The 24,463-nt window shown below is 45.8% G+C and carries 28 protein-coding genes; 18 read left to right on the top strand and 10 right to left on the bottom strand.

Going from position 1 to position 24,463, the window contains the following annotated elements:
- Window positions 1–70 precede the first annotated feature (70 nt).
- The 3 genes from EWM62_RS14095 to EWM62_RS14085 are packed head-to-tail and all read left to right on the top strand — an operon-like array spanning window position 71 to window position 2,341.
- Window positions 71–868, top strand: a complete 798-nt coding sequence (locus EWM62_RS14095; RefSeq protein WP_129877306.1) for a DUF1223 domain-containing protein — start codon at window positions 71–73, stop codon at window positions 866–868.
- Between the two features lie 5 nt (window positions 869–873).
- Window positions 874–1,566 (top strand): cytochrome b/b6 domain-containing protein, encoded by a 693-nt coding sequence (locus tag EWM62_RS14090; protein WP_238989353.1) that lies wholly within the window; start codon window positions 874–876, stop codon window positions 1,564–1,566.
- On the top strand, window positions 1,520–2,341 hold the full coding sequence (locus tag EWM62_RS14085; protein WP_238989352.1) for a molybdopterin-dependent oxidoreductase: 822 nt from the start codon (window positions 1,520–1,522) through the stop codon (window positions 2,339–2,341). The genes EWM62_RS14090 and EWM62_RS14085 overlap by 47 nt, the downstream gene beginning before the upstream one ends.
- On the opposite strand, the gene EWM62_RS14080 is transcribed toward EWM62_RS14085, so the two are convergent.
- On the bottom strand, window positions 2,342–3,502 hold the full coding sequence (locus EWM62_RS14080; protein WP_238989351.1) for an alpha/beta hydrolase: 1,161 nt from the start codon (window positions 3,500–3,502) through the stop codon (window positions 2,342–2,344).
- A gap of 99 nt (window positions 3,503–3,601) precedes the next feature.
- Here EWM62_RS14080 and EWM62_RS14075 point away from each other — a divergent pair, with 99 nt between their 5' ends.
- Window positions 3,602–4,177 (top strand): pentapeptide repeat-containing protein, encoded by a 576-nt coding sequence (locus EWM62_RS14075; RefSeq protein WP_129877304.1) that lies wholly within the window; start codon window positions 3,602–3,604, stop codon window positions 4,175–4,177.
- 234 nt (window positions 4,178–4,411) lie between these two features.
- Here EWM62_RS14075 and EWM62_RS14070 read toward each other — a convergent pair whose 3' ends face one another.
- Together EWM62_RS14070 and EWM62_RS14065 are read right to left on the bottom strand one after the other, a co-directional pair.
- Window positions 4,412–5,296 carry a TIM barrel protein gene (locus EWM62_RS14070; protein ID WP_129877303.1) on the bottom strand — a complete coding sequence of 295 codons (885 nt, stop codon included), beginning with the start codon at window positions 5,294–5,296 and terminating at the stop codon, window positions 4,412–4,414.
- Between the two features lie 200 nt (window positions 5,297–5,496).
- Complete coding sequence (locus EWM62_RS14065; RefSeq protein ID WP_203235047.1) at window positions 5,497–6,744, bottom strand: DEAD/DEAH box helicase; 1,248 nt, start codon at window positions 6,742–6,744, stop codon at window positions 5,497–5,499.
- Window positions 6,745–6,959: 215 nt separating this feature from the next.
- Here EWM62_RS14065 and EWM62_RS14060 point away from each other — a divergent pair, with 215 nt between their 5' ends.
- The 4 genes from EWM62_RS14060 (at window position 6,960) to EWM62_RS14045 (ending at window position 11,149) form a co-directional block, all read left to right on the top strand.
- Window positions 6,960–7,916: a hypothetical protein gene (locus EWM62_RS14060; RefSeq protein WP_129877302.1), complete on the top strand. Its 957-nt coding sequence runs from the start codon at window positions 6,960–6,962 to the stop codon at window positions 7,914–7,916.
- A 159-nt stretch (window positions 7,917–8,075) separates the two neighbouring features.
- Window positions 8,076–8,738, top strand: coding sequence for a 3-keto-disaccharide hydrolase (locus EWM62_RS14055; protein ID WP_129877301.1), 663 nt, complete (start codon window positions 8,076–8,078; stop codon window positions 8,736–8,738).
- Window positions 8,739–8,773: 35 nt separating this feature from the next.
- A complete protein-coding gene (locus EWM62_RS14050; protein ID WP_129877300.1) occupies window positions 8,774–10,510 on the top strand; it encodes a GMC family oxidoreductase in 1,737 nt (578 codons plus the stop codon).
- A 6-nt stretch (window positions 10,511–10,516) separates the two neighbouring features.
- Window positions 10,517–11,149 carry a gluconate 2-dehydrogenase subunit 3 family protein gene (locus EWM62_RS14045; protein WP_129877299.1) on the top strand — a complete coding sequence of 211 codons (633 nt, stop codon included), beginning with the start codon at window positions 10,517–10,519 and terminating at the stop codon, window positions 11,147–11,149.
- A gap of 275 nt (window positions 11,150–11,424) precedes the next feature.
- On the opposite strand, the gene EWM62_RS14040 is transcribed toward EWM62_RS14045, so the two are convergent.
- The 3 genes from EWM62_RS14040 to EWM62_RS14030 all read right to left on the bottom strand — a co-directional run bounded on the left by EWM62_RS14040 (window position 11,425) and on the right by EWM62_RS14030 (window position 14,394).
- A complete protein-coding gene (locus EWM62_RS14040; RefSeq protein ID WP_129877298.1) occupies window positions 11,425–12,111 on the bottom strand; it encodes a response regulator transcription factor in 687 nt (228 codons plus the stop codon).
- A gap of 116 nt (window positions 12,112–12,227) precedes the next feature.
- Window positions 12,228–12,746 (bottom strand): hypothetical protein, encoded by a 519-nt coding sequence (locus tag EWM62_RS14035; protein WP_129877297.1) that lies wholly within the window; start codon window positions 12,744–12,746, stop codon window positions 12,228–12,230.
- A gap of 334 nt (window positions 12,747–13,080) precedes the next feature.
- On the bottom strand, window positions 13,081–14,394 hold the full coding sequence (locus tag EWM62_RS14030) for a S41 family peptidase (RefSeq protein ID WP_129877296.1): 1,314 nt from the start codon (window positions 14,392–14,394) through the stop codon (window positions 13,081–13,083).
- Between the two features lie 97 nt (window positions 14,395–14,491).
- Between EWM62_RS14030 and EWM62_RS14025 the strand changes: the two genes are divergently transcribed.
- The 3 genes from EWM62_RS14025 (at window position 14,492) to EWM62_RS14015 (ending at window position 17,725) form a co-directional block, all read left to right on the top strand.
- Complete coding sequence (locus EWM62_RS14025) at window positions 14,492–15,235, top strand: YdcF family protein (protein WP_129877295.1); 744 nt, start codon at window positions 14,492–14,494, stop codon at window positions 15,233–15,235.
- A gap of 7 nt (window positions 15,236–15,242) precedes the next feature.
- A complete protein-coding gene (locus tag EWM62_RS14020) occupies window positions 15,243–16,226 on the top strand; it encodes a glycoside hydrolase family 43 protein (protein ID WP_129877294.1) in 984 nt (327 codons plus the stop codon).
- A 62-nt stretch (window positions 16,227–16,288) separates the two neighbouring features.
- Window positions 16,289–17,725: a glucoamylase family protein gene (locus tag EWM62_RS14015; RefSeq protein WP_129877293.1), complete on the top strand. Its 1,437-nt coding sequence runs from the start codon at window positions 16,289–16,291 to the stop codon at window positions 17,723–17,725.
- A 6-nt stretch (window positions 17,726–17,731) separates the two neighbouring features.
- On the opposite strand, the gene EWM62_RS14010 is transcribed toward EWM62_RS14015, so the two are convergent.
- Window positions 17,732–18,217: a GyrI-like domain-containing protein gene (locus EWM62_RS14010; RefSeq protein WP_238989350.1), complete on the bottom strand. Its 486-nt coding sequence runs from the start codon at window positions 18,215–18,217 to the stop codon at window positions 17,732–17,734.
- A 47-nt stretch (window positions 18,218–18,264) separates the two neighbouring features.
- On the opposite strand from EWM62_RS14010, the gene rlmF reads away from it, so the two are divergent.
- The gene (gene rlmF / locus EWM62_RS14005; RefSeq protein ID WP_129877292.1) at window positions 18,265–19,176 is read left to right on the top strand and encodes a 23S rRNA (adenine(1618)-N(6))-methyltransferase RlmF; all 912 of its coding nucleotides are present in this window, start codon (window positions 18,265–18,267) and stop codon (window positions 19,174–19,176) included.
- Window positions 19,177–19,201: 25 nt separating this feature from the next.
- Here rlmF and EWM62_RS14000 read toward each other — a convergent pair whose 3' ends face one another.
- The 3 genes from EWM62_RS14000 to EWM62_RS13990 all read right to left on the bottom strand — a co-directional run bounded on the left by EWM62_RS14000 (window position 19,202) and on the right by EWM62_RS13990 (window position 21,707).
- Window positions 19,202–19,714, bottom strand: coding sequence for a DinB family protein (locus EWM62_RS14000; RefSeq protein ID WP_129877291.1), 513 nt, complete (start codon window positions 19,712–19,714; stop codon window positions 19,202–19,204).
- Between the two features lie 96 nt (window positions 19,715–19,810).
- Window positions 19,811–20,608, bottom strand: coding sequence for an alpha/beta fold hydrolase (locus EWM62_RS13995; RefSeq protein ID WP_238989349.1), 798 nt, complete (start codon window positions 20,606–20,608; stop codon window positions 19,811–19,813).
- A gap of 118 nt (window positions 20,609–20,726) precedes the next feature.
- Window positions 20,727–21,707, bottom strand: a complete 981-nt coding sequence (locus tag EWM62_RS13990) for a GlxA family transcriptional regulator (protein WP_129877289.1) — start codon at window positions 21,705–21,707, stop codon at window positions 20,727–20,729.
- Between the two features lie 114 nt (window positions 21,708–21,821).
- Here EWM62_RS13990 and EWM62_RS13985 point away from each other — a divergent pair, with 114 nt between their 5' ends.
- The 6 genes from EWM62_RS13985 to EWM62_RS13960 all read left to right on the top strand — a co-directional run bounded on the left by EWM62_RS13985 (window position 21,822) and on the right by EWM62_RS13960 (window position 24,383).
- Window positions 21,822–22,034 carry a hypothetical protein gene (locus EWM62_RS13985; protein ID WP_238989348.1) on the top strand — a complete coding sequence of 71 codons (213 nt, stop codon included), beginning with the start codon at window positions 21,822–21,824 and terminating at the stop codon, window positions 22,032–22,034.
- 31 nt (window positions 22,035–22,065) lie between these two features.
- Entirely contained in the window at window positions 22,066–22,476 is a 411-nt protein-coding gene (locus EWM62_RS13980) for a VOC family protein (protein WP_129877288.1), read from the top strand.
- 18 nt (window positions 22,477–22,494) lie between these two features.
- Window positions 22,495–22,875 (top strand): DoxX family protein, encoded by a 381-nt coding sequence (locus tag EWM62_RS13975; RefSeq protein WP_129877287.1) that lies wholly within the window; start codon window positions 22,495–22,497, stop codon window positions 22,873–22,875.
- Between the two features lie 2 nt (window positions 22,876–22,877).
- Window positions 22,878–23,420: an SRPBCC family protein gene (locus EWM62_RS13970; protein ID WP_129877286.1), complete on the top strand. Its 543-nt coding sequence runs from the start codon at window positions 22,878–22,880 to the stop codon at window positions 23,418–23,420.
- Between the two features lie 30 nt (window positions 23,421–23,450).
- A complete protein-coding gene (locus tag EWM62_RS13965) occupies window positions 23,451–23,831 on the top strand; it encodes a DoxX family protein (RefSeq protein ID WP_129877285.1) in 381 nt (126 codons plus the stop codon).
- A 117-nt stretch (window positions 23,832–23,948) separates the two neighbouring features.
- Window positions 23,949–24,383: a hypothetical protein gene (locus EWM62_RS13960; RefSeq protein ID WP_129877284.1), complete on the top strand. Its 435-nt coding sequence runs from the start codon at window positions 23,949–23,951 to the stop codon at window positions 24,381–24,383.
- Window positions 24,384–24,463: the final 80 nt, after the last annotated feature.

The following is a 24,463-nucleotide window of genomic DNA, read 5'->3' as shown; positions in this document are numbered from 1 at the left end:
TTTTAAATGTATATTTTCTTGTAAGGATTTTATCGCACCGCCGACTGATATCCCGAAAACAAGCATCATCATGAAAAATATAAAAATACTATTCGTTGTCTTTGCAGTTGCCGTTATGGCATTGGCATCGGCAGCATTCATCAATAAAAGCACGGTAAAGCCGGTAATTGTTACCAACGGCGATGGTTTTGCCGTGGTAGAACTGTTCACCTCCGAAGGCTGCTCCAGCTGCCCCCCTGCCGACGGGCTTATCGCCAAAATTCAAAAGGAAAGCGCCGGCAAACCGGTTTATATTTTAGCGTACCACGTTGATTACTGGAACCGCCTTGGCTGGAAAGATGTATTCAGCAAAGCCGAATTTAGCCACAGGCAAAGCGCTTATTCCGTTTGGTTAAAGCTTAAGGGCGTTTATACGCCGCAGGCCATTGTAAACGGCAAAACCGAGTTTGTTGGCTCGGAACAGGGGTCTTTGTATAATGCCATCCGCACAGGCCTTGGCAAGGGAACTGTTACCCCGGTATCGTTAACCAACGTTAATGTAAGCGGCCATAACGCCGTTTTAAAATACAATGCCGCCAATGCTGCCGACAACACTACGCTGCAATTGGCGCTTGTTCAAAAAAATGCGGTAAGCCATATAAAGAGCGGCGAGAACAACGGCCGCACCCTGTCGCACATCCAGATCGTGAATGAGCTTAAAGGCATCCCGTTAGGTGAACATAAACAAGGCGAAACCAATATCAAATTGCCCGGAAATTTTACAGCAGCAGGCTTTGAGCTGATAGCATTTGTACAAAACAATGCAACCGGCGAAATTACGGGCGCTACACGCGCCGCATTCACCGCAACTGTCACGGCAAGTAATTAATGCCCATGAAAACCATTAAACAGAAACATTCCTTAGCCATGCGGTGGACACATTGGGTAAACTTCCCCATTCTAACCATTATGATATGGAGCGGGATGCTTATCTACTGGGCCAATGATACCTACACGTTTGGCTTGTTCGGGCATACGTTTTTCAGGTTTTTCCCCAAATGGTTTAATGATGCCTTTAACATCCCCGGCCGCCTGGCCGAGGGTATGGCCTTCCACTTTTTGTTTATGTGGTTCTTTACCATTAACGGAATAGTGTATATCCTGTACACCATTTTCTCGGGAGAGTGGCGCGAACTGGTGCCCAAACGCAATTCATTTAAAGAGGCCTGGCAAGTGCTGCTGCACGATCTGCATATCCGCAAAATTGCTCCGCCGCAAAAAAAATATAATGCCGCGCAACGCATCGCTTATACGGCTATCATTATTATGGGTATCGGCTCGGTTATCACCGGGCTGGCTATTTACAAGCCCGTGCAGTTTAATACCATTACCTGGCTTTGCGGCGGTTACCACGCGGCACGTATCGAACATTTTGTACTCACCATTGGCTACGTATTTTTCTTTATTATTCATGTTGTGCAGGTAGTAATTGCCGGGTGGCGAAATTTCCAGTCTGTCATCACCGGCTTCGAGGTAGTAAATGATAATCCAAAACCTGTTATTAAACCTGCCGCTGATGAAAAATAGCAAGCTAAAAAAGGTTAAAAAACCCCTCACCATCGAGCAGCAAATAAACCGGCGCACGTTCATCTCGTTTGGTACGTTCACGGTGCTCTCGGGTGTGGCATATGGCGGCTGGAGTTGGCTTAAAAACTCGCCGAAAGAGATCCGTACGGCTACTGCCGGCGCCAAAGCGCCATTGCGCCGTGCGCTAAACAAAACCGAGCTTTTCTTCCGTAATTTTTTCAGTAATAACCACCTGGTTAAAACCTATCCTAAAGAACGCGCCGCAAAAGTGGTACGTTACAACAGCGGCATAGGCCTAAAGTCGATGATCGACGTAGAAGACTGGCAATTACAGGTAAAAAAGCAATCGGGCGAAGTACTCAACATCACGCTGGACCAGATCAAAGCCCTGCCCAAAACAGAGCTGATCTTCGATTTTAAATGTGTGGAAGGCTGGAACCAGATCTCGCACTGGGGCGGCGTAAAGTTCAGCGATTTTATAACGCACTTTAACCTTACCGACCAGGCTAAACTTGATTATGTTGGCCTGGCTACGCCCGATAAAAAATACTATGTAGGTATTGATATGCCCAGCGCTATGCACCCGCAAACGCTGTTGGCCTACGAGATGAACGATAAGCCGCTTATCCCAAAACATGGCGAACCGCTGCGGCTCATCATCCCGGTAAAATATGGCATCAAAAACTTAAAACGCATTGGCAGCATGGCTTTCAGCAACCAACGCCCGCCCGATTACTGGGCCGAAAAGGGATATGATTATTATTCGGGTTTGTAATTACCTGCAAACGATATTTATAAACCGCTCTACCACGTAGGTAGATAGCTGCCCGCCCGGGCCGTTAATGTTGTAATCGAACCCGTGGGTTGCCCAGGGCAGATCCAGGTAGTAATGTTTTACCCCAGTTTTAGTAAGCTTCGCATCCAGTTTACAGCTATGGATGGGCGATACCAGCACATCGTTATCACCATGAATAATTAAGGTGGGCACGGTTTGTTTATTTACAAATTCTATCGGCGAACTGGCGAAGTAATTATCGGGTACACCCTTGTAGGTGCCTCCCAGGTACCGCTCCATCACCGCGCGCGAATCCATCACCAGTTTGCTTGCCGGCATCGAGTAGCCCCAAACCATATCCGCGGGGCCGTAAAAATCTACCACGCCTTTCAAGCCTTTTTGAGGGTACTTGTAGGCGGATAAAAGCGCTATCTGCGCACCCGCCGAACGCCCCAAAAGCACAAAGTTATTGGTATCAATATTTAGGTTCTCCGCGTTTTTGCGCAAGTAGTTAAAAGCTTCAACTACATCATTCACCGCCACCGGTGCCTGATATTTAGGTGCCAAATGGTAATTTATCGAGACAACATTGTAACCCGCATTTGCAAGATAGCTATTCAGTTCGGGCAGTTGGTTGCTATCGCCGCTGCTCCACGATCCGCCGTGTACCACTACAACGCAGGGCTTTCTACCGGCAAAACGTGCCGGGTAAAAATCAAGCGTCTGCTCGGTATCATTACCGTAGGTTAACGTTTTATAATCTGTTGCTTTTGTGTTGGATGTTTTAAACAGGTTAAAAAAGCTGAAAGGCTGCTGGTTATTATCACCGTTTACAATAGTGCTGCCCGGCCCAAACACAGCAGCAAATTCCTGCTTTACAGTGGATGCAACTATGTAACCCCTGATGATAGGCGATGAAAACAGCAACAAAGCCAACACACCAATAATTGCCGATGTAAGCCGGTACTTCTCTACCCAAACTATCGCGATAAGCAATACCCCTGTAATACCAATAAATATCAGCGGGAACTCGGACACGGCGATAGCCAGTAACCATAAATGATAGGTGGGCGCTTTAAATACGGTAAGTAACGAAGCAAGCAGCAGCACAATGAGCAGTATAAGCACTATCATGCTTTTTGTTTTTGGTACATGCTTCATATACGATGAATGTTGTTTGTTGATTTGGTGTAAACATATATAATTTACCCCTGCTGCTGGAAATTATTTACTGCCCCCGCAAATCCTTAACTTTACCACATGTTTGACCAGCCCGCTTACGACGATAAAACCTTCGAGAAATTGGTGCTTACCGATGGCATCACCCGCAACAAGGAATTTCAAAGCTGCACGTTTCGCAATTGCGAACTTAGCAGCAGCACCTTTACCCGCTGCAAATTTTTGGAATGTACTTTTGAGGAATGTAACCTTTCGATGGCTAATTTTGACGCATCGACCATAAACGATGTAGTGTTTAAGGGCTGCAAGATCATGGGTGTAAACTTTAGCAAATGCGAGGATTTTTTGTTTGGTGTTGGTTTTGATGGCTGCATACTGGATTATGCATCCTTCGCCGGGAAGAAAATGGTAAAGACTAAATTTAAAAGATCATCATTAAAAGAAGTAAGTTTTACCCAGACCAATTTAACAGGATCCGTATTTGACGAATGCGACCTGCTGGATGCCGTTTTTAACCGTACCGATCTTACCTCCGTAAACTTTACCACCGCTTATAATTACATCCTCGACCCGGAGTTGAATATCCTCAAAAAAGCCATTTTCGCGATGACAGGCCTGGAAGGTTTGCTGACCAAGTATGGGATAAAGGTGGTGTAGAAATTCTCAATAATCCAAAATGTCATTTCGAACGAGGTACGAGGAGAACCGACCAAAGGGAGCTCATCGTAGATAAATCTTATACAACAGGCAGGTGGCGAACTTGCATGACCAGATGCGTAACGTATAAGATTTCTCCTCGCTCCCGCTCGTTCGAAATGACATCCAGGGGAAACCAAAAAAGCCCGCCTGCAAACGCAAATGGGCTTTCTTATCGTATTATTTTCTCTCTAATTAAACATGGAATTTATTAGCGGCCATGTAGTTGTAGCTTTTGGTGATGCTTACAAACGGGTCGCCGGGGCAAATATCCTGTTCATTGAAGAAGTACTTTAAGCCCGATGTTTTGGTATGCTTAAAGATCTCTTTGAAAGGGATAACACCATAGCCAACTTCGGTAAACATCTGTTTAGGGGTGTTGTCCATGTCCTTAACGTGCCACAGCGGGAAACGGCCCGGGTGTTTCTCAAACATGGCAATAGGGTCCTGCTTGGCTTTAAACATCCAGTAAATATCCATTTCCATTTTTACAAGGTCGGCGTCGGTGTTTTCCAACAGTACGTCGTATGGGTATTTGCCATCCTGAGATGCAAATTCAAAATCGTGGTTGTGGTAACAAAGCTGTATACCTGCCTTTTTGGCTATTTCGCCTGCCTTATTAAGCTTATCGGCCGTTTCTTTGTAATGATCAAGGGTACCGCGCTCGTTATCTAACAAGTAAGCGCAAACCATGTATTGCAAACCTACTGCGGCTGCATCGTCAACGGCCTTTTGCCAGTCGTTGCTAATGGTACCTTTTGTATTAGGCATGCCTTCGCCCAGCATAAAGTGGCCGCTTGGCATAATTAAACCGTTATCGCTTAAAACTTTTTTAAACGCGGCGGGCTCCATTCCGTAGAATTTTTGGGTGCCGGTATAGGTAGCACCTTCAACCGAGTTAAAACCTACCTTGGCAACTTTAGCCAGGGTGGTAACCGGGTCTTTAGCCATTGCATCGCGCACAGTATAAAGCTGTACGCCTACATATCTTTTTTTATCCCCTGCAAATAATTGGGGGGCCATTAACAGGCCTGCCGAAACCACCGCGGTGCTTTTCAGGAACGAACGTCTTGATGTCATTATCTGGTTAGTTTAATTGGTTTGTGTAAATGTAACACATTGACTATACAAAACAAATAGACCGCATAAATATTACAAGGTTTAATCTGCCGGCAGATATTATGCTTTCCCCGGCGGGATATGGATCCAGTCCATCCATAAAAAACAAAACCCCGGTAACAGTGTCGCCGGGGGATTAATTATTTATGTTTTATAGCCTGCTATTGTTTTGCGGGGCGCGATGGTTTATTGTTACCAAACCTTTTAGGGTTACGCCGCCCATCTCGGCGCTGGCCGGATGCAGAACCATGTGGGCGGTCTTCTCTTGGCGGCGCTTCAATGCTTTGCAGCACCTCCGGCAGTTCTTTAAGGGCAATTGGTTTCTCTATCAGTTCCTCAATGCTCTTTAACCGTTTTAAATCGCGGTTGTTTACAAATGTGATGGCTGTACCTTTAGATGCGGCGCGCGCGGTACGGCCAATACGGTGCACATAATCCTCGGGGTCGCCGGGTACGTCGTAGTTAACCACCAGGTCTATCCCCTCTACATCAATACCACGCGATAGCGCGTCGGTACCAATAATAACGGGTAGCTGTTTGTTTTTAAAACGGAGCAGGATCTCTTCGCGCTCGTTCTGCTGCAGATCGGAGTGGAAGGCAGCCACGTTGATATGCGCCGACTTTAACTCTTTATAAAGCGATTTTACAATTTCCTTGCGGGATGCGAAAATAATGGAGCTTAGGTAGCCCCCGTCTTTTAAAAGCATTTTTAGTAATGGTGTTTTTTGCCCGTCGTGCAAGCGGTAGATCTGCTGATCGATACCTGCTGCGGGCTGCGATATGGCAATATTTATTTGCTGCGGATCGGTCAATATTGCCTTAGCCAAAGTACGGATACGTCCCGGCATAGTAGCCGAGAACAAAAGCGTTTGGCGTTTTTTGGGCAGGTAGCCAATAATGCGCATAATATCATCCTGGAAACCCATATCCAGCATGCGGTCGGCCTCGTCCAATACCAGGTGGGTGATATCATTAAATTTTAACACACCCGATGTAAGGTGGGCTATCAACCTGCCCGGGGTTGCTATAATAATGTTTACGTTGTTTTGAATACCACGGCGCTGCTGCTCGTAAGCCATGCCGTCGCCACCGCCAAAAACCGCCTGCGAGCTTACGCCCGTAAAATAGGCAAGGCCTTCAACCTGCTGGTCTATCTGCTGGGCAAGTTCGCGCGTTGGCGCAAGCACAAGGGCAGTAGTATGGTGTTTATGCGTATTGCAGATGTAATTTAAAACCGGCAGCAAATATGACGCTGTTTTGCCTGTGCCTGTTTGCGCGCAGGCGATAAGGTCGTCGCCATTAAGGATGGCCGGGATGGCCATTGCCTGTATAGGTGTTGGGGTGGTGTACCCCATGCTTAAAACGCCTTCTAAAAGGTGTTCGTTGAAATTAAAATCCTGAAAAGTCACTTATGTTATTAAAGGTGAGCATGCAAGGTAAGCATTTTTGTGGTTTTATACATGTTTACTTTATTATGATGAAGTATCGCATAATTTTGAAGCCGTGATAAAAGCACTCCAATTTGCTATTTAAGAAAACTATTTTCAGGATAAAGTATTTATAAGGTTTCTGTTAATATATGTCTACACCTACCATCTGCCCGGCTAAAGTTCGCTTTTTTTTAATGTCTCTGTTTCTATTATCCTCAGCATATAGTTACGCATCCATTCCAGATACATCGGCTATCAGGCCTTTAGCCGATACCGGCAAAATAGCTACCCGCATCGTCAACCGCGATTTTAATAACATCTACGTACAAAATTTAAAGCCCTCATTTTTTGGGCAGGAGCTTTTTCAGCCGGTTAAAACAAAACTGGTAGGCGATATCAACGCGCACTTTGTATTGTTCAACAGCGCCAGATCACGTTTCTTTTTTGACCTGTCGGCCAGGATAAAGGTACGCCTGCTGGCCCAATATGGCGAACCGGTAAAATCGCCAAGCTATATGCCCGGTGGCAATTTATATTACCGGCTAAACCGCGATGCTTATAAACCCCAGTTTCTGCAATTATCGTACACCCACCATTCCAACGGTATCCGCGGCTCAACGTTATTGCCCAATGGCGGCTTTAACCGCGACAGCGGCAAATTCAGCACCGATTTTTATTCGCTTAATTATACCATTGGCAAGCGGGTAGATAAAACCAATACCATTATTAACCAATACAGCACCGTGGGTATCGAACTGCACCGGGGTTTATTTGGAAACGATGCTGCCATGGGCCTGCCCGGCAGCTACGGTTTTACGCGTGTAAATGGCGGCTATATATATAACATAGCCAAAAAATATAAAGACGATATCGACCCTAACGCATCTACTTTTAAAAACTGGCAGCGCATCCAGTTCGATTTTACCTACATAGCCGATAAGTACCGGGGATACAGCGCCATTAACCTAAAAAAGCGGCTTAACGCCAGCCTTAAATATTATTACCAGTTCCCGTTTATGCAAAATGTATCGTTCATAGTAGGCGGCGGCTACCGCGGGCAGGACGATTACAATATTTATTTCGAAGACAGCTACGCGTACATGCAGTTTGGGATAGCTTCGGGGCTGAATTTTTTATTTCATAAAAATTAGATTTAGCGTTTTATTAAGCAGCATAACTCACAAGGGATCTTGTAAAAATTTTGATTGATAATTTACGTTGATATAGCATCAATAAAAATAAATACTACATTTAGCTGTTCTAATATAAAACAAGTAGTGCCCCCTTGCGCTGCTAAATCTGATAACCATATGAAAAAATTGATCCTCGGCGTTATGGCCGTTGCGGCATTGCAGTACTCGGCATCGGCGCAAACTAAAAAACTTTTTGATGGTAAAACTACCAACGGCTGGCACGCCTATTTAACAAAAACGGCAGGGCCCTGGAGCGTTGTTGACGGCGCTTTACAGTTTGACCCTAAGGCACCAAATTCGGCAGACCTGGTAACCGACGGCGAATACGAAAACTATGAGCTTACCGTAGACTGGAAAATTGCCGAGGGCGGCAACAGCGGGATCATTTTCGGCGTGCACGAAGACCCGGCACTGGGCGCAACCTATCTTTCGGGTATCGAAATGCAGGTACTGGATAACCAAAACGCCGAAGACAATAAAAAACCGAACCACCTTGCAGGTTCGTTATATGACATGAAAGCGGCCCCTGCCGATGCGGCAAAACCCGCCGGCCAGTGGAACGCGGTTAAGATCCGTAAAGATAAAGGCCATCTTACTTTTTGGCTGAACGGCAAAGAGGTGATCAACGTACAAATAGGCAGCCCCGAATGGACCGAACTGCTGAACAACAGCAAGTTTAAAACCTGGAAGGATTTTGCAGCTTACCCTAAAGGGCACATTGCCCTGCAATCGCACGGGGCGGTGGTGGCTTACAAAAACATCACCATAAAGCAACTTTAATCAATCACCTAAAATATTTATAGTTCGACATATAAATGGAAGATTTACAAATAAAAAAATCAACCACAGCCTACGATGTAGTAATTGTAGGCTCGGGTGCGGGCGGGGGTATGGCCGGCTACGTACTGGCAAATGCAGGCATTAAAGTTTTAATGCTGGAAGCAGGTGCCTATTTCGACCCCAAAACAGATTCGCACCAGCTAAAATGGGCCTGGGAATCGGCACGCCGCGGCGCAGGCACTACGCGCCCCTTCGGCGATTTTGATGCAGCCTACGGCGGATGGGAATTAGAGGGCGAACCCTACACCCAAAAAGATGGCACCGAGTTTGCCTGGTTCCGCGCGCGGATGCTGGGCGGGCGTACCAACCACTGGGGGCGGATCTCCCTACGCATGGGCCCCGAAGATTTTAAACCGAAGGACGGCCTTACCGACCCATGGCCAATTACCTACGCCGATGTTAAGCCTTATTACGATAAGGTTGACCGCCTGATAGGTATTTACGGTACGGTTGAAAATATTGAAAGCGAGCCGGATGGTATTTTCCTGCCGCCGCCAAAACCACGCTTGAACGAGCTTTTTATTAAACAGGGTGCAAGCAAAGCGGGCGTTAAGGTGATTACGGGCCGCGGCTCGGTACTAACCGAGGCTTTACCAAATAATAAGGACCGCGGTGCATGCTTCTTCTGCGGGCAATGCGGCCGCGCCTGTAAGGTTTACGGCGATTTCTCGGCATCTTCATGTTTGGTTATCCCGGCTATAAAAACCGGTAATTTAAAGGTGATTACCAACGCCATGGTGCGCGAGGTGATCACCGATAAGAACGGATTGGCCACCGGCGTATCGTATGTTAACAAGGATGATATGCAGGAGTACCAGGTAAACGCCAAAACGGTGATACTTGGTGCAAGCGCGGGCGAATCGGCACGGATACTGCTCAACTCTAAATCGGCAGCCCACCCTGGCGGCCTGGCCAACAGCAGCGGTGTGGTTGGTAAATACCTGCACGACAGTACCGGCTCGGGCGCTGGCGGCTTCCTTCCGCAGCTGATGGACCGCAAGCGTTACAACGAAGACGGTGTGGGCAGTGTGCACATCTACTCGCCCTGGTGGCTTGATAATAAAAAACTGAACTTCCCGCGTGGCTATCATATCGAATATGGCGGCGGCATGCATATGCCTTCGTACGGGTTTGGCGGCGGCATACAGGATATGAACGGCGCTGTACCGGGCCGCGATGGTAAGAAGAAAGACGGCGGCGGTTACGGTGTTGGGTTAAAAGACGATTACCGCCGTTTTTACGGAACACAGGTTGGCATGGCCGGCCGTGGTACTGCCATTGCCCGCGCTGATAATTATTGCGAGATAGACCCTAACGGTGTGGTAGATAAATACGGGATCCCGGTATTGCGGTTTAATTATAAGTGGACCAACGACGAGATAAACCAGGCCAAACACATGCAGGAAACCTTCCAGGAAATATTGCATAACATGGGCGCTATTTACGGCACTATGCAAGGCCCCGAAACCAATTACGGTTTAGAGGCCCCCGGTAAGATCATCCACGAAGTGGGTACCATCCGCATGGGCGACGACCCTAAAAAATCGGCATTGAACAAATGGTGCCAGGCGCACGATTGTAAGAACCTTTTTGTGGTTGATGCCGCGCCGTTTGTGCAGCAGGGCGATAAAAACGCCACCTGGACCATCCTGGCCCTGAGCATGCGCACAGCAGAATATATATTACAAGAACGTAAAAAACTTAATGTATAACGCATCATGAACAGACGCGACTCCCTCAAAGCAATAGGTTTAGGAACCATAACAACCGGGTTACTATTAGGCGGCTGCAAGCCGGGCGATAAAACCACTACCGAAACAGCCGACACCAAAGCGGGCGCGGTACCCGGCAGGCAGCCCTACGAAGTAGAACGTGAAAATAAGTTAAAGGCTGACAAGTATTTCGATGAGCACGAAATGGCTACTATTACGGTGCTGGCCGATATTATCATCCCTAAGGATGCACACTCGGGCAGCGCATCTGATGCTAAGGTGCCCGAGTTTATAGAGTTTATTGTAAAGGATATCCCAAGCCATAAGCTACCTATGCGAGGCGGCCTTAAATGGTTGGATATGCAATGCCTTAACCGCTATGGCAACACTTTTATTAAGTGTAACAATACCCAAAAAACAGAAATACTGGACCAGATAGCATACCCATATAAGGCCAAGGCAGAAATGCAGCAGGGCGTAGCCTTTTTTAACCGCATGCGCGACCTCACCGCCTCTGGTTTCTGGAGCAGCGAAATGGGCACTAAGGACATTGGCTATGCCGGTAACGCCCCAAACAAATGGACTGGTGTACCAGCCGATGTATTAAAGCAGTACGGCATGGAAAATGTAAAGATATAATATGAACGCCCCTGCGAAGGGGCATTTTTTTAAATAGCCAATTTAGAGGCGGCGTTAGGTGACTCCGCTGGAGTCAATACCATTTTGCTCGCTTTTCTATAAACAGGTTGCTCCTACGGAGCGTCTGCCCTCCAATTTTCTGTTACAGAATACTCCAACGGAGCTTACAACTATTGAAGGCTCCATAGGAGCCACGTGTTTGTAGAAAACCCTTACGTCCCAAGCCAGACTCCATAGGAGTCGCCTAAAACGGTTGAAATAATCGAAAAGAAATCTTAATTAAACCACTTCTTACTCGTTGCCACTTTTATGGCCGATGCCTTGTTGCTTACATGCAGCTTATCGTAAATATTGGCAATGTGTTTGCGTACGGTGTGTGGGCTGATGAATAGCCGCTCGCCTATTTGCTGGTAGTTTAACCCGTCCACAATACGGTTCAGGATCTCCATTTCGCGGGTGGATAGGGTGTGGTCGTCTTCCGGCTCTTCTTCCCCCGGCCTGGGTAGCTGAGCGGCCCCGGGCACATTTCTTAACAGGGCCAGCGCCTTGCGGGCTATGCGGGGCGACATAGGCACCCCGCCTTCGTAAACAATTTCGGCAATGGCTTTTACTATGTTTGATACCTTCTCGTCCTTAAGCAAGTAACCGCTTGCCCCGGCTTTAATGGCTTCAAAAAGTTTATCATCATCATCAAAAACTGTAAGCATTAAAAAATGCATTTCGGGGTATAGGTCTTTGGCAATGGCAACGGCTTCAATTCCATCCATTACGGGCATTTCAATATCCATTAATACCACCTGCGGGCGTTCTTCGGGTTTAAGCGCCTTTATCCCCTCTAAAAAGTTAGCACCATCGCAAGCCTGCAGCACAATGCTTATCTCTTTGTAATACGAGATATTGTTGAATAACGCTTCGCGAAGCAACGTTTTATCATCAACAATTGCTACGGGTATACTGCTCATGGTCCTTAGGTTTATCACTCTAAAAATAATGATATAAATTAATAAAGCCGTTCAAATTAATGAACAGCTTTATCAATTGTTGATTTGAATGGTATTTGTTTGTTGTATTAGCTTTTTTAGAAGTTAAAGCCAACGCGCAGGCCTAAAAAGCTTGCGCCACTGTATGCTTCGTAACGTACGCTGGCATCAAAACCGCCTAACTGCACACCAACACCCGGTGCATAGGTAAATTCAGAGCCGCTTACAGATTGCAGATCACCGTTAGCATCGCTGTAGTAAGAGCGGATGATTGACATACCAGCTTCGCCAATAGCATAAAAATTACTGCTCAGCATGTATTTGTAACCTGCTTTAATAGGGATATTTAACTGCGCTTTGCTGTCAACACCAAGGTTTGAAAAGTCTTTAGGTAAAAATGCAATTGCACCAGTTGTTAAAGTAATAGCGCTTGTTTCGTCAAGCCCATAAGCAGCACGGATGGTTAAACCACCACCAACGGTATACGCAGATTTTAAGTTACCCAAAGGTAAGGCGCCTTCTGCAGCTAAACCGAGTTTAAAACCGGCCTGTGCAAAAAGGTTTGAGGTGGTTAGTGTTGCCACCATAATAATTGCGATAGTAAAAAGTTTTTTCATTGTTTTAAGATTAAGTTATTTACTGATTTTTGTTAGGTTTTTTAATAGTACTAAGCAACGGCAATATTGATGCCCCTACAATACCGCATATGTGGTATATTGTTACGTAATTATACACTATAAAATATTTAAGCCTGTATAATATGTTCAAATACAACCCATATTAGCTATGCATAAAAATATTTAAACAAATATTAATAATACGCAAGCGCGAATTAATATGCTGAGATTTATTTGATATCTGACAAAGTCACAATTAATGTTCTTATAAACGGAGAGGTATTTAAAAAACCCGGTAAATAATATTTCCGGGCAGCGCATTCCGTGAAAATTGTTATTCTATAACAATTACCGAATCACCGTTAGGCTCTTCTGTTTGGGTGTTAGCCGGGTCGGGTATCCATTTGCCGTCTACAATAAACTTATAGGTAACCTTACCCGGTTCCGCCTCTGCAACTACTACCCATTTATCCTTCTTACGTTCCATTTTTGCGGCGCGCGAATCCCAATCATTAAACGATCCGGCTACGTACACTTCTTTAGCAGTATCAAAGCCTCGCAATTCAAAGGTAACGGCTTTAAGTTTAGGCGTACTTGCAGCAAGTTCTGCCATCCAACCTATCAGCGCCCCTTTCCACCTGTCGTCATTAGTAGCTTTTATAGACGATAGCATAGCAAGTTCCTGCGCTTTCTGTAGGGCAAGTTTTGCATTAATAACCGTATCGGGCTGTACACCCACGTGTTCCCAGTTACCTTTGGTTACCGGGTTAACTACTTTGCCTACAGGAACAAACATGCTGAAATGGCTGGTTAACCTAAGCACACCGCCGGGGTTAGCGCCGCCACCGGTGGGCTGGCCTATAATAGTGGCACGCTTAAGCGCCTTAAGATCATATGCCATCTCTTCGGCGCCCGAAAATGTGCCGCCGCTGGTTAATACGTATATGGGTTTATTTAAATATTTGCGGCCATTTACGTGCGCGTAGGTCCATGATTGGGTAAGCTTTGCATCTTTGCCATAATAAGTATCATTTAAATGCACGGGCGACTGGAAAAAGTAGCTGCAAAAATAAGGCACCGCATCCGGCGACATGCTGCCCCCGCATTTGCGCAGATCTATGATCAGTGCTTCAGTATGGGCCACGTAGGCCATCATGCTGTCGTAGACCTCGCCGGCAAATTCAGGCGATATCAACATATTGAAAGATAAGTAACCAATATTACCCTTTAAAATTTCCAATTTTTCTATGCCGTAATTGGTACGTTGAAACATCTCTGCCAACCCGGAGCGCTCCTCATCCGGTATACTCATCAATTCGCGGGTTTTTTCAATGGGTAATTCTTCGGGTGAGTATGCCGCCCACAGGTGTTTATCGTTCCCTGCGGCCTGCATATCATGGGTTAATGCCTGTGCAAACTGGTTGCCATCTGTAATAGGGTCGTACATCTTTTTAGCCTGTCTGTTACGCAGGTATTTCTCTACCTTTAAAGCAGCCTCCGGAAATATGTATCGTGTTTTAACAATTTTCACAGCGCTGTCTATAGTCTCGTTTTTTTGTTGCTGTGTTAAGGCCGCGCCCGGTTGTTGCGCAAACACGCTTATAGTTAACGCACTTAATAAAAAACTTTTGATAAGTATATGTTTCATTTGAGTAATTGGCTATTTTATACATTGACGTTTGTAAGAAAATTTCGTTACACGCCACATTCATAAAAATGAATAAATTGCAAGCCTAATTACAACTATGTTTTTTATCCTGTCGAAAGTGCTTTTGGTGTTTATTTTACCCCTTACCTGGGTATTTGCCTTAATGCTTTATGCACTTATCACAAAAAAACAAAGGTTGAGGAAAAGGCTGTTGATCATAGCCACCGCGCTGCTTTACTTTTTTTCGAACCGATTTACTATAAACGCTTTTGCGAACTTATGGGATGTGCCCCCATACCAGCCAGGCGGGGTTAAATACAGCTGTGTTATACTTCTTGGCGGATTTATAACCCGTGATAACGATGGAAACGCTTACTTTAACTGGGCTGCCGATAGGTATACGAAAGCAACCGGCCTGCTCGCAAATCATACTGCGCAACACCTGCTGTTTACCGGTGGTAACTCTGATATTTACCCGGATGGCTTTGCTGAGGCCGATATTGTTAAGGCTGAACTTAAAAAGAAGAATTTTCCGGATAGCCTGATACTTTTAGACCGAAGCGCGCGTAATACATTAGAAAATGCACAGTACTCTAAAAAGTTACTGAACGATGCGCATTTAAAAGCACCGTATTTATTGGTAACATCGGCTTTTCATATGCGGCGCGCGCAGTTAATATATAAAAGGGCTGGGGTTGATATTGTGCCGTATCCGGCAAATAACCTGTTTAACGCCAGGCATATTTATTTAGCAGATTTTTTGCCGGCATCCGACGCGGTGGGCAAATGGAATTTATATATTAAAGAGATAATAGGGTACTTAACCGTTTACTTTAGTTAATACAAACATGAAAAAAATATACCTTTTATTGGCAATGCCTGTTGTTTTAATACAGGCAGCCTGCGCGCAGCAAACCGTTAAAAAAACATCGGGCAACCCTATAGCGCAGGGCTGGTATGCCGACCCTGAAGCAACCATATTTGGTAAAGAATACTGGGTTTACCCAACGTACTCTGATAAATACGAGAAGCAGGTGCATTTCGACGCTTTTTCGTCGCCTGATTTGGTGAACTGGACCAAACACAATAACGTGCTGGATTCATCGAACGTGAAATGGGCAAAACGCGCTATGTGGGCCCCTGCCATTGTACAAAAGGATGGCAAATATTACTTCTTCTTTGGCGCTAACGATATTCAAAGCGATAACGAATATGGCGGTATTGGCGTAGCTGTTGCCGATAAACCCGAAGGCCCGTTTAAAGATTATTTAGGCAAACCCCTTATTGATAAAATAGTGAATGGCGCACAGCCGATAGATCAGTTTGTTTTTAAGGATACCGACGGCCAGTACTACATCATATACGGCGGATGGGGCCATTGCAACATCGCGAAGCTAAAAAATGATTTTACAGGTATCGAGCCCTCCGCCGATGGCAAAACTTTTAAGGAAATTACACCCGAGGGATACGTGGAAGGGCCAATTATGTTTATCCGCAATGGTAAATATTACTTTATGTGGAGCGAAGGCGGGTGGACCGGCCCCGATTATCGCGTAGCTTACGCTGTAGGTAACAGTATAAACGGCCCTTTCAAAAAAATAGGTATCGTGCTAAAACAAGACCCTGCTGTTGCCACAGGCGCAGGCCACCACTCGGTTATAAAAGTACCGGGCAAGGATGAATGGTATATCATATACCATCGCCGCCCCCTTACCGAAACAAATGGCAACCACCGCGTAACCTGCATTGATAAAATGACCTTTGATAAAGATGGCCTGATAAACCCGGTTAAAATTACATATGAAGGCGTTAGCGCTAACCCGATCAAATAATAACGTATTATGATGGTTACCCATTGTGTCATATTGGCTTAACCATTTAAGTAGCTGCTATCATGATGAAACGAATACTTACACTCGCCATTATAGGTTTACTGATAAGCTTAGGTGCATTTTCGCAAATCCGCAAAAAACAGCCTTCTAAACCTGTCGAACGCAATTCCATAGCACCGGTTGGCATTATTAAAAACATCAGCGATTCGGCCTTGCTTGATATTGTACAGCGGCAAACGTTCAGATATTTCTGGCATTTTGCGCACCCGGTAAGCGGCCTGGCAAGGGAGCGGGATAATACGGTTAAAGCCCAGTACTATTGGGATTACATAAATGAAGCTTACGACGAACCGAACTTAAGCAAAGGTACTTTTGGCCCCGAAGCCTGCGCCATTGGCGGTACGGGCATGGGCATACTGGCTACTGTAGTAGCCACAAACCGCGGCTGGATAGGCCGCGACACGGCCCTTAAACGCCTTATAAAAATTGTAGATTTTTTAATTAAAGCCGATTGTTACCATGGCATATACCCACACTTTATGAATGGCGCCACGGGCAAAGCAATCGCTTTTGACAGGGTAGATGACGCTGCCGATATTGTAGAAACATCGTACCTGATGATGGGACTGCTGGGTGCTAAGGAATATTTTAACGGCAACTCGGTACCCGAAAAGTATTTTCAGAAAAGGGTGCAGCAGATGTGGGATGCCGCCAACTGGAACTGGCACAGCAAGGAGGATAACAAACACCTTTACTGGCACTGGAGCCCTAACAACGGTTTTGATATGAACTTCCCGGTTGGCGGATACGACGAGGCCCTGATAACATACATCATTTCCGCATCATCACCAAGGCACCCCATATCTAAAGAGCTTTACGAAAACAGCTGGGTGAAATCTGACAGTTGGAAAAATGGTAAGACCTATTACGGTTACGAATTGCCCCTGGGGAATTTTGATAAAGGCGGCCCGTTATTTTTTGAACAATATACCTACATGGGCATCGACCCCAATGGTTTGAAAGACGACCACGGGATAGACTATGCTATGCAGACAAAAAACCATACGCTGATAAACCGGGCATATTGCATCGAGAACCCAAAACATTATAAAGGTTACGGCGCAAACAGCTGGGGGCTAACTGCCGGTGATAGCTATAAGGGCTATGTTGCCCATTGCCCTGAAGTTGATTATGGTGTGATACAGCCTACGGCGGCATTGTCGTCGTTCCCTTACACGCCGGAGTATTCCATGCAGGCGCTTAAACACTTTTATTATGACCTGGGGGATAAGATCTGGGGGCCGTATGGCTTTGCCGATGGGTTCAGCGAATCGCATAACTGGTATGCCAAAACCCACCTGGCCATTGACCAGGGCCCTATTGTGGTGATGATAGAAAATTACCGAAGCGGGCTCGTATGGAAACTGCTGATGAAAAACCCCGACATCCAAAACGGCCTGAAACGGCTTGGGTTTAAAAGCAAATGGATAAAGGAATAACCCGATTTACTTAAGCCTTACCGGGATCCAGATCTCTTCTTCTGATGCGGGGTCGTTATTTTTATATTTTTCGCCCAGTACCTCAAAATGCGGGCGGTTATCTGTTTCGTAGGGTGATGCAGGCAGCCAGGTGTTAAATATATAGTTGAACGTTGGCCCAAACTCTGCAGGGTTGCCTTTATACAGGAATATCGCATACATACCGGTGGGAATGGTAAAGGCTTCCATCCCATCCGGCAAATCATTAAAGCCATCAACCTCAACGGCCGCCCATTTTTGATGGATGGTATTAAGAGTGATGTCGTTAAAATTTAAATCCGGTTTATACACCTGCATGCAAATAATGTCGGCACTCAACGCATTCTTTATTTCGCCGCGGCGTGGCATAAACCCGCGGAACAACTCGCCGGTTTTGTTATCGGCAAGGCTCATCAACATGTGCTGGCCAACCAACTTTTTTGCAGCTATGGTTTTGGTGTGTGGCTGTATCATCGCTTTTATCCTGAATGACAAATATACTTTCTAACTTTACAAAATATATGGCAGACACATCAAAACCCATCCAGGATGAAAAAACTAACCTGCACCCGCGCAACGCGCACCGCAGCCGGTACAATTTCCAGGCGCTGATTAAAGCTGTTCCGCAACTGCGGCAGTTTGTATCGCAGAACGAATTTGACGATCTGTCTATCAACTTTACCGACCCGGAAGCCGTTAAATTCCTTAACAAAGCATTGTTAAAGCAGCAATACGGCGTTGCAGCCTGGGATATCCCCGAAGGCTTTCTTTGCCCGCCCATCCCCGGCCGTGCCGATTATATCCACTACTTAGCCGATGTGCTGGCCGAACACAATAAAGGCGAAGTGCCGACAGGTAACACAGTTAAAGTGCTGGACACTGGTGTTGGTGCCAACTGCATTTATCCGCTTATAGGCCACAAAACCTACGGCTGGAACTTTGTTGGCAGCGAGGTTGACTACATAGCCGCCGCATCGGCAAAAAAGATAGTTGAAGACAACGGGCTGGCTGCTGCCATAGAGATCCGCAAGCAAACATCGTACGCTAATATTTTTGACGGTATTATAAAACCCGGCGAAAAGTTTGATATCACCATGTGCAACCCGCCGTTTCATACATCGTCAAAAGAAGTGAACGAAAAATCGAGCCGCAAGTGGAAAAACCTGGGGCAGGATAAAGGTACCGAACTTAACTTTGGCGGCCGCAACAACGAACTTTGGTACGAAGGCGGCGAACCCCGTTTTCTGAACAAAATGATCACCGAAAGCAAGCAGTTTGCCAGATCGTGTAAATGGTTCTCGTCGCTTATCTCTCAAAAAGCTACGCTGGATGGCTGCTATAAATCGCTTGATTACTACAAGGCGGCCGATGTAAAAACCATCACGATGTCGCAAGGGCAAAAAACCAGCAGGGTGTTGGTTTGGAAGTTTTAGCAAAGCAACACCCTGAAGGGCGAGGCTAAAACCTATCCCAAAATGCAGGCGGCTCTATACCCAGGGCGCGCAAGTAAACATAACCCTGGCCGCGGTGATGGATCTCATTATCAAAAAGGTACTGCAGGGTATTGATAATAGTATTTGGGTACTGCCCAAAAGCAGCTTCTGTTTCAGAGAAACGTTCGGCTGGTATCTGCGGCCATAATACATCTATTTGTTCGGTTACCTCATCCCATGCCTCTAATATTTCGGCTTTGGTGCTAAGGTGTACATTGTCGTTAAAATGATCGAGCGCGGGGGAGGTTTCCCATTTGCCGGTTACGATGCCGTTCATGCCCGCGCTGGCCAGGCCAAGCATTTCGCCGGCAAGGTGATTGTAAGTGCGCATGCCGCCTATGCTAAATTCAAAAAGATCTTTCTCGGGGAAGGCCGCCAATACCCTGCGGCTTAACCCGCGGTGCGCCTGCCAGTTTTTTAAAAAAGCATCAGATGTTATTACCGGTGTGTTTGTTGTTGTTGCTGTTGTAGTTGTCATGGCTTGTTGTTTTAAGTTTATGATACAAATAAACCACAGGGGAATGACAGCAGTATGTCAGCAGTAACTGAGAATATTTATTTGTTTTGTGAATTTCTACATCTCCCCCGCCAAAAACTCATTCACTATCGCTACAAACAGATCGGGTATTTTGCTTTCGGGTTTGGGGTTGTAAGCTTCGCCAATGTAGCTGCCGTGTGTGCCCGGCAGTATAGCCAAACGTGCATGCGGTAAGGTGCGGGCCATTTTGGCGGCATGCTCTGGCGTGGGCAGGTCCTGGTCGCCAATTGTTACCAATGCAGGTGCTTGTATACTTTTCAATTGCTCGTCTGTCCAACCCTTAAAAGTTAGCATGCGCTGCACATCCTTGTTAAACATATTCATCAGGCCTTCTTTTGTGCCTATCTTCAGGTATTCATCTTTATAAACCTGGGGCATATGGCTAAAGTCGGGGTTTTCAAAACCTTTCCAAAAGCCTTCGGGTGCCGCATCGCGCGTGTAAAAGGCCGAGGCGATTATTAGCTTGCCCACTTTATCCGGGTGGCGGATGCCCAGTTCCAAACAGGTTTGGCCACCGTTGCTAAAGCCCAGTATATCCGCTTTAGGTATATTAAGCTGATTTAAAAGTTCGGCCACATCATCGGCATCCTGTATAAAACTTTCGGGGGCGCTGCGGTCGCCGGTGTGGCCGTGGGCCTGCAGCTCAACAGCTACAACCCGGTGTGTTTTGGCCAGTTCGGGCATTATCCGGCTAAAGTTTGTTTTTATGGTTGAGCCCCCGCCATGGATCAAAACCAGCGGGCTGCCCGCGCCATGGATCTCACAGTACATTTTTATGCCATTAACATTAGCGTATTTGCCGGTGGTTTGGGCTTGTGATTGATAAGTAGTCATAAGTAATATCAGGTTAAAAATAATTATCTTAATAATTCGCATACATCTATCGTTAAGTTTAGGAGACCGAAACAAGGGTTATACCCCCTCTCCTTCGGAGAGGGCCGGGGAGAGGCTCCTACGCCGCCTTATCCTTACTATATTTGTTCCTGTATTCTATGGGCGAAAGGCCGGTTATCTTTTTAAATATCATCCTAAAGGCTTTAGTATCGGTATAGCCTACATTATACATTACTTCGTTTACGTTCTCGCGAATGGTTTCCAGGCTCATTTTGGCGGCCTCGATGCGTACCCGCTGCATATACTCAACTACCGTATTCGAGGTTGCCTTTTTAAAACGGCGCTCCAGGTGGCGGCGGCTGATGGCAAACATATCGGCCAGGTGGTCGACGGTAATTTTGCCCTGGTAGTTATGCTCTATAAAATCCTGCGCTTTTTTGATCACCTCGTCCTCATGGTCTTTTTGCCCGTGGAAGATAATGAACAGCGACTGGCTGTTGCGCTCGATGTCTATCTCGAATATTTTTGAGGAATTGATGGCCATATCCCTGCCTGCAAATTTCTCTACCAGGTACAATAGCAGGTTTAACGACGAGTACGCCCCTCCGCTGGTATAGATCCCGCCTTCATCGGTGATGATCTTATATGGCATCAGGTTAACATCCGGGAACATCTTCCTGAACTCATCGGCCATTAGCCAGTGCGTGGTGCAGCTGCGGCCTTTAAGCAGCCCCGTAGAGGCTAAAATAAAGGCCCCTATGCAAAGCGAAACCACTTCGGCACCGGTTTTATATTGCTTTATTATCCAGGGGATAAAATCGCTGTTATCGCTTAATACTTTATTGATATCGCCATGCACCGCCGGGATAATGATCAGGTCGGTTTTGGCCACTTCATCATATGTCATATCCGGCTTAACGGTGAACAGCCCGTTTGTAAGTGCGGTTTCCTTATTCAAGCCCACCAGCTGTATTTTAAACAGCGGCGCTTTCTTCATCCGGTCGAGCGTTTGGTTCACCATCGAGAACATCTTATAAGTTGCCTCAATGTTGCTCAGGCTGGTTTCGCCCTGCGGTATAAGTATCGATATGTGTTTCATAGTTTCAAAGGTAGCGGGTATCACCGTCGCAATCAACCCCTTAGATTGTCGTAATTACACCCTTTTAAATATCACAAAGCCCTGCACCTTTGTATTGTATCAACACATTTATTTATGATGATCGAGGTTTTTAAAACAAATGTGCAGGAAAAGGAAAGTTCGCGGGTGCTTATCCAAAAGTTGCTGGAGCATTACCCCGCCAGCAAAATAAATTTCGACCTGGAAGATTGTGATAAAATATTACGTGTTGAGGGTAAAGACTTTTGCGCCAATAGCATTATAGAATTGCTTAAATTGAACGGACATTACTGCGAGGTGCTTACATAACAAATTATAAATTTATTAAAAAATAGAAACCATGTCAAAGATCAGCGCTTACATCAACTTTAAAAATAACCAATGTGCCGAGGCCATGAACTTTTACCAAAGCGTATTAGGAGGCGAACTAAACCTGATGCCGTTAAAAGATTCGCCTATGAAGGATAACTTCCCGGCTGAGGCACAAGGCGGCATACTGCACGCAGACCTTACCGGGCCGGATTTTAACCTGCTTGGCACGGATATGCCAAATTCAAACATCGAAGCTACCGTAGGTTTGGTATCGTTAACGATAACCTGCGCAACCAAAGCCGAGGTGCAACAAAAGTTTGCCCGGTTTGCTGAGGGCGGCCAGGTAGTACACGAGATAATGACCTTTTTTGCCGGTACCATGGGTAATGTTATTGATAAGTACGGCATTGGCTGGGGCGTATTTACCGAAGAAAAATAACAATTAAACGATACAACCATGAAACCAAAAACAATTAAGATCATCTATTGGGTGCTCACCTTATTATTCGCCTTGGCTATGCTGGGCGATGCCTACGGAGGCATTAGCAAACAGGAGGCCGGGCAGGAGGTTATGCGCCACTTAGGCTATCCAATTTATATTATGGTAATAACCGGTGTTTTTAAATTATTAGGCGCCATTGCTATACTGCAAAATAAATTTAAAACCATAAAGGAATGGGCCTTTGCAGGCTTTGCCATAAACTTTATTGGCGCGTTTGCATCAAGGGCGTTTGTAGGCGATGCTGCCGGGTTGTTAATGCCGCCGGTTGTAATGTTGGTGATAATGTTTATCTTGTATTACTTCTGGAAACGGTACGAAACTGTTAAAAACCTATAACCATGAACGATACCTTGTTGACCATCGCCGGGATTTTGGCCGGCATAATTGTAATAGTGATTGTACTGGCCTTAATAGCGCCTAAAGCATACACCATACAGCGCAGCATTATTATCAATAAACCGCGGCAGCAGGTTTTTGATTACATTAAATACCTGCGTAACCAGGACCATTACAGCAAATGGGTTATGATGGACCCCAACAAGCGCATGACCTATACCGGCACCGATGGTACCGAGGGCTATAACGCCGCCTGGGACAGCGATATAAAACAAGCAGGCAAGGGCCATCAAACCCTCGAAAAAATTGTGGAGGGAGAGCGGGTAGAGATCCGCGTGGTATTTATAAAACCCTTTGCCGGCGTTGCCGATACCTACATAGCCACGCAAACTGTAACGGATGACACCACAACAGTAAAATGGTCATTTGATAGCAGTATGCCATTCCCTATGAACGCCATGCTGTTGTTTATAAATATGGAAAAAATGCTGGGGAACGATATGGAAGAAAGCCTGAACAATTTAAAACGAGTACTGGAGAAATAATAAAAATCTTAAACACTAAACTTAAATATTATGAAGATCACGATGATTATTGTACGTACGCTGATGGGGCTTTTATTGCTTTTTGCATCGGTTGTATTTCTTTTTAAAATTAACATGGGTAAAATGCCTGCGATGAGCGAGGCAGCCCAAACGTATAACGCCGGCCTGGCCACCGTGCACATGATGAATATTGTAAAAATTATAGAGCTGATATGCGCCCTTATGTTTATTAGCGGCCGTTTTGTAACGCTGGCTAATATTGTAATATTCCCCATTGCCATAAACATATTGCTGTTTCACGCTACACTTGCACCAAGCGGTGTACCGGCAGGGGCATTTTTGGTAGTAGGCTGCCTGTTCCTGGCGTATTACTACCGCAAAAATTACGCGCCGTTATTTGCAGTGAAATAGGATATTAACCACAAATACCTCACAGAGAGCACAGCGGTTCAACCTCTGTGCTCTCTGTGGTTTAAGCGCTCGCTGATCCTTCGTATACGCTGTGGTTAAAAATTAATAAATTAGCGCATGCAAAAACTGGCTTTTATGATCCTTTTTCTGTCGATGATAAGCATCGGCGATAAAAAACCGATACGTAACAATGAAAAGGTACCTGCTATGTTCAAAGGGAACTTTGTAGACGATTACGGCATCCGTTACACCGTTAACGATACCCTGTTTATACAATATCCCCGCACTAAATACCATGTTATTAGGTGGAATGTAAAAGACCGGTACATTGTTGCCCGCAACGACGATCAAAATCCCGGCGAGGGCGGTTTATACACCCGGATAGACTATATGCAGTTCAGTAATATGGAGCCCTGGAAATGGGGCTTTTGCCTCAGCGTGTACGATGCCAAAACCGACCAGATTGCCGAAACTACCGCCAAAGCCGACAGGCAAAACCCAAAAAAAGGCTGTAACGGGTTCCCGTTTTCACGAATGAAGAGGGTGGAGTAACCCCTCGTATCTAATAAGAAAGCCGCACCAAACTGGCGCGGCTTTCTTATTCGCAAACTGCAAACTAATTACTCCCAACT

Origin of the sequence: Mucilaginibacter terrigena, assembly GCF_004168255.1 — a bacterium.
Classification (GTDB): Bacteria; Bacteroidota; Bacteroidia; order Sphingobacteriales; family Sphingobacteriaceae; genus Mucilaginibacter; species Mucilaginibacter terrigena.
The sequence above is the reverse complement of the archived record's forward strand: the minus strand, read 5'-3'. Positions and strand labels throughout refer to the sequence as shown.

Coding starts and splice junctions, on each gene's coding strand:
- EWM62_RS14095 (WP_129877306.1), top strand. CDS start 71: ATGAAAAATATAAAAATACTATTCGTTGTCTTTGCAGTTGCCGTTATG.
- EWM62_RS14090 (WP_238989353.1), top strand. CDS start 874: ATGAAAACCATTAAACAGAAACATTCCTTAGCCATGCGGTGGACACAT.
- EWM62_RS14085 (WP_238989352.1), top strand. CDS start 1,520: ATGATAATCCAAAACCTGTTATTAAACCTGCCGCTGATGAAAAATAGC.
- EWM62_RS14080 (WP_238989351.1), bottom strand. CDS start 3,502: ATGAAGCATGTACCAAAAACAAAAAGCATGATAGTGCTTATACTGCTC.
- EWM62_RS14075 (WP_129877304.1), top strand. CDS start 3,602: ATGTTTGACCAGCCCGCTTACGACGATAAAACCTTCGAGAAATTGGTG.
- EWM62_RS14070 (WP_129877303.1), bottom strand. CDS start 5,296: ATGACATCAAGACGTTCGTTCCTGAAAAGCACCGCGGTGGTTTCGGCA.
- EWM62_RS14060 (WP_129877302.1), top strand. CDS start 6,960: ATGTCTCTGTTTCTATTATCCTCAGCATATAGTTACGCATCCATTCCA.
- EWM62_RS14055 (WP_129877301.1), top strand. CDS start 8,076: ATGAAAAAATTGATCCTCGGCGTTATGGCCGTTGCGGCATTGCAGTAC.
- EWM62_RS14050 (WP_129877300.1), top strand. CDS start 8,774: ATGGAAGATTTACAAATAAAAAAATCAACCACAGCCTACGATGTAGTA.
- EWM62_RS14045 (WP_129877299.1), top strand. CDS start 10,517: ATGAACAGACGCGACTCCCTCAAAGCAATAGGTTTAGGAACCATAACA.
- EWM62_RS14040 (WP_129877298.1), bottom strand. CDS start 12,111: ATGAGCAGTATACCCGTAGCAATTGTTGATGATAAAACGTTGCTTCGC.
- EWM62_RS14035 (WP_129877297.1), bottom strand. CDS start 12,746: ATGAAAAAACTTTTTACTATCGCAATTATTATGGTGGCAACACTAACC.
- EWM62_RS14030 (WP_129877296.1), bottom strand. CDS start 14,394: ATGAAACATATACTTATCAAAAGTTTTTTATTAAGTGCGTTAACTATA.
- EWM62_RS14025 (WP_129877295.1), top strand. CDS start 14,492: ATGTTTTTTATCCTGTCGAAAGTGCTTTTGGTGTTTATTTTACCCCTT.
- EWM62_RS14020 (WP_129877294.1), top strand. CDS start 15,243: ATGAAAAAAATATACCTTTTATTGGCAATGCCTGTTGTTTTAATACAG.
- EWM62_RS14015 (WP_129877293.1), top strand. CDS start 16,289: ATGATGAAACGAATACTTACACTCGCCATTATAGGTTTACTGATAAGC.
- EWM62_RS14010 (WP_238989350.1), bottom strand. CDS start 18,217: ATGATACAGCCACACACCAAAACCATAGCTGCAAAAAAGTTGGTTGGC.
- rlmF (WP_129877292.1), top strand. CDS start 18,265: ATGGCAGACACATCAAAACCCATCCAGGATGAAAAAACTAACCTGCAC.
- EWM62_RS14000 (WP_129877291.1), bottom strand. CDS start 19,714: ATGACAACTACAACAGCAACAACAACAAACACACCGGTAATAACATCT.
- EWM62_RS13995 (WP_238989349.1), bottom strand. CDS start 20,608: ATGACTACTTATCAATCACAAGCCCAAACCACCGGCAAATACGCTAAT.
- EWM62_RS13990 (WP_129877289.1), bottom strand. CDS start 21,707: ATGAAACACATATCGATACTTATACCGCAGGGCGAAACCAGCCTGAGC.
- EWM62_RS13985 (WP_238989348.1), top strand. CDS start 21,822: ATGATGATCGAGGTTTTTAAAACAAATGTGCAGGAAAAGGAAAGTTCG.
- EWM62_RS13980 (WP_129877288.1), top strand. CDS start 22,066: ATGTCAAAGATCAGCGCTTACATCAACTTTAAAAATAACCAATGTGCC.
- EWM62_RS13975 (WP_129877287.1), top strand. CDS start 22,495: ATGAAACCAAAAACAATTAAGATCATCTATTGGGTGCTCACCTTATTA.
- EWM62_RS13970 (WP_129877286.1), top strand. CDS start 22,878: ATGAACGATACCTTGTTGACCATCGCCGGGATTTTGGCCGGCATAATT.
- EWM62_RS13965 (WP_129877285.1), top strand. CDS start 23,451: ATGAAGATCACGATGATTATTGTACGTACGCTGATGGGGCTTTTATTG.
- EWM62_RS13960 (WP_129877284.1), top strand. CDS start 23,949: ATGCAAAAACTGGCTTTTATGATCCTTTTTCTGTCGATGATAAGCATC.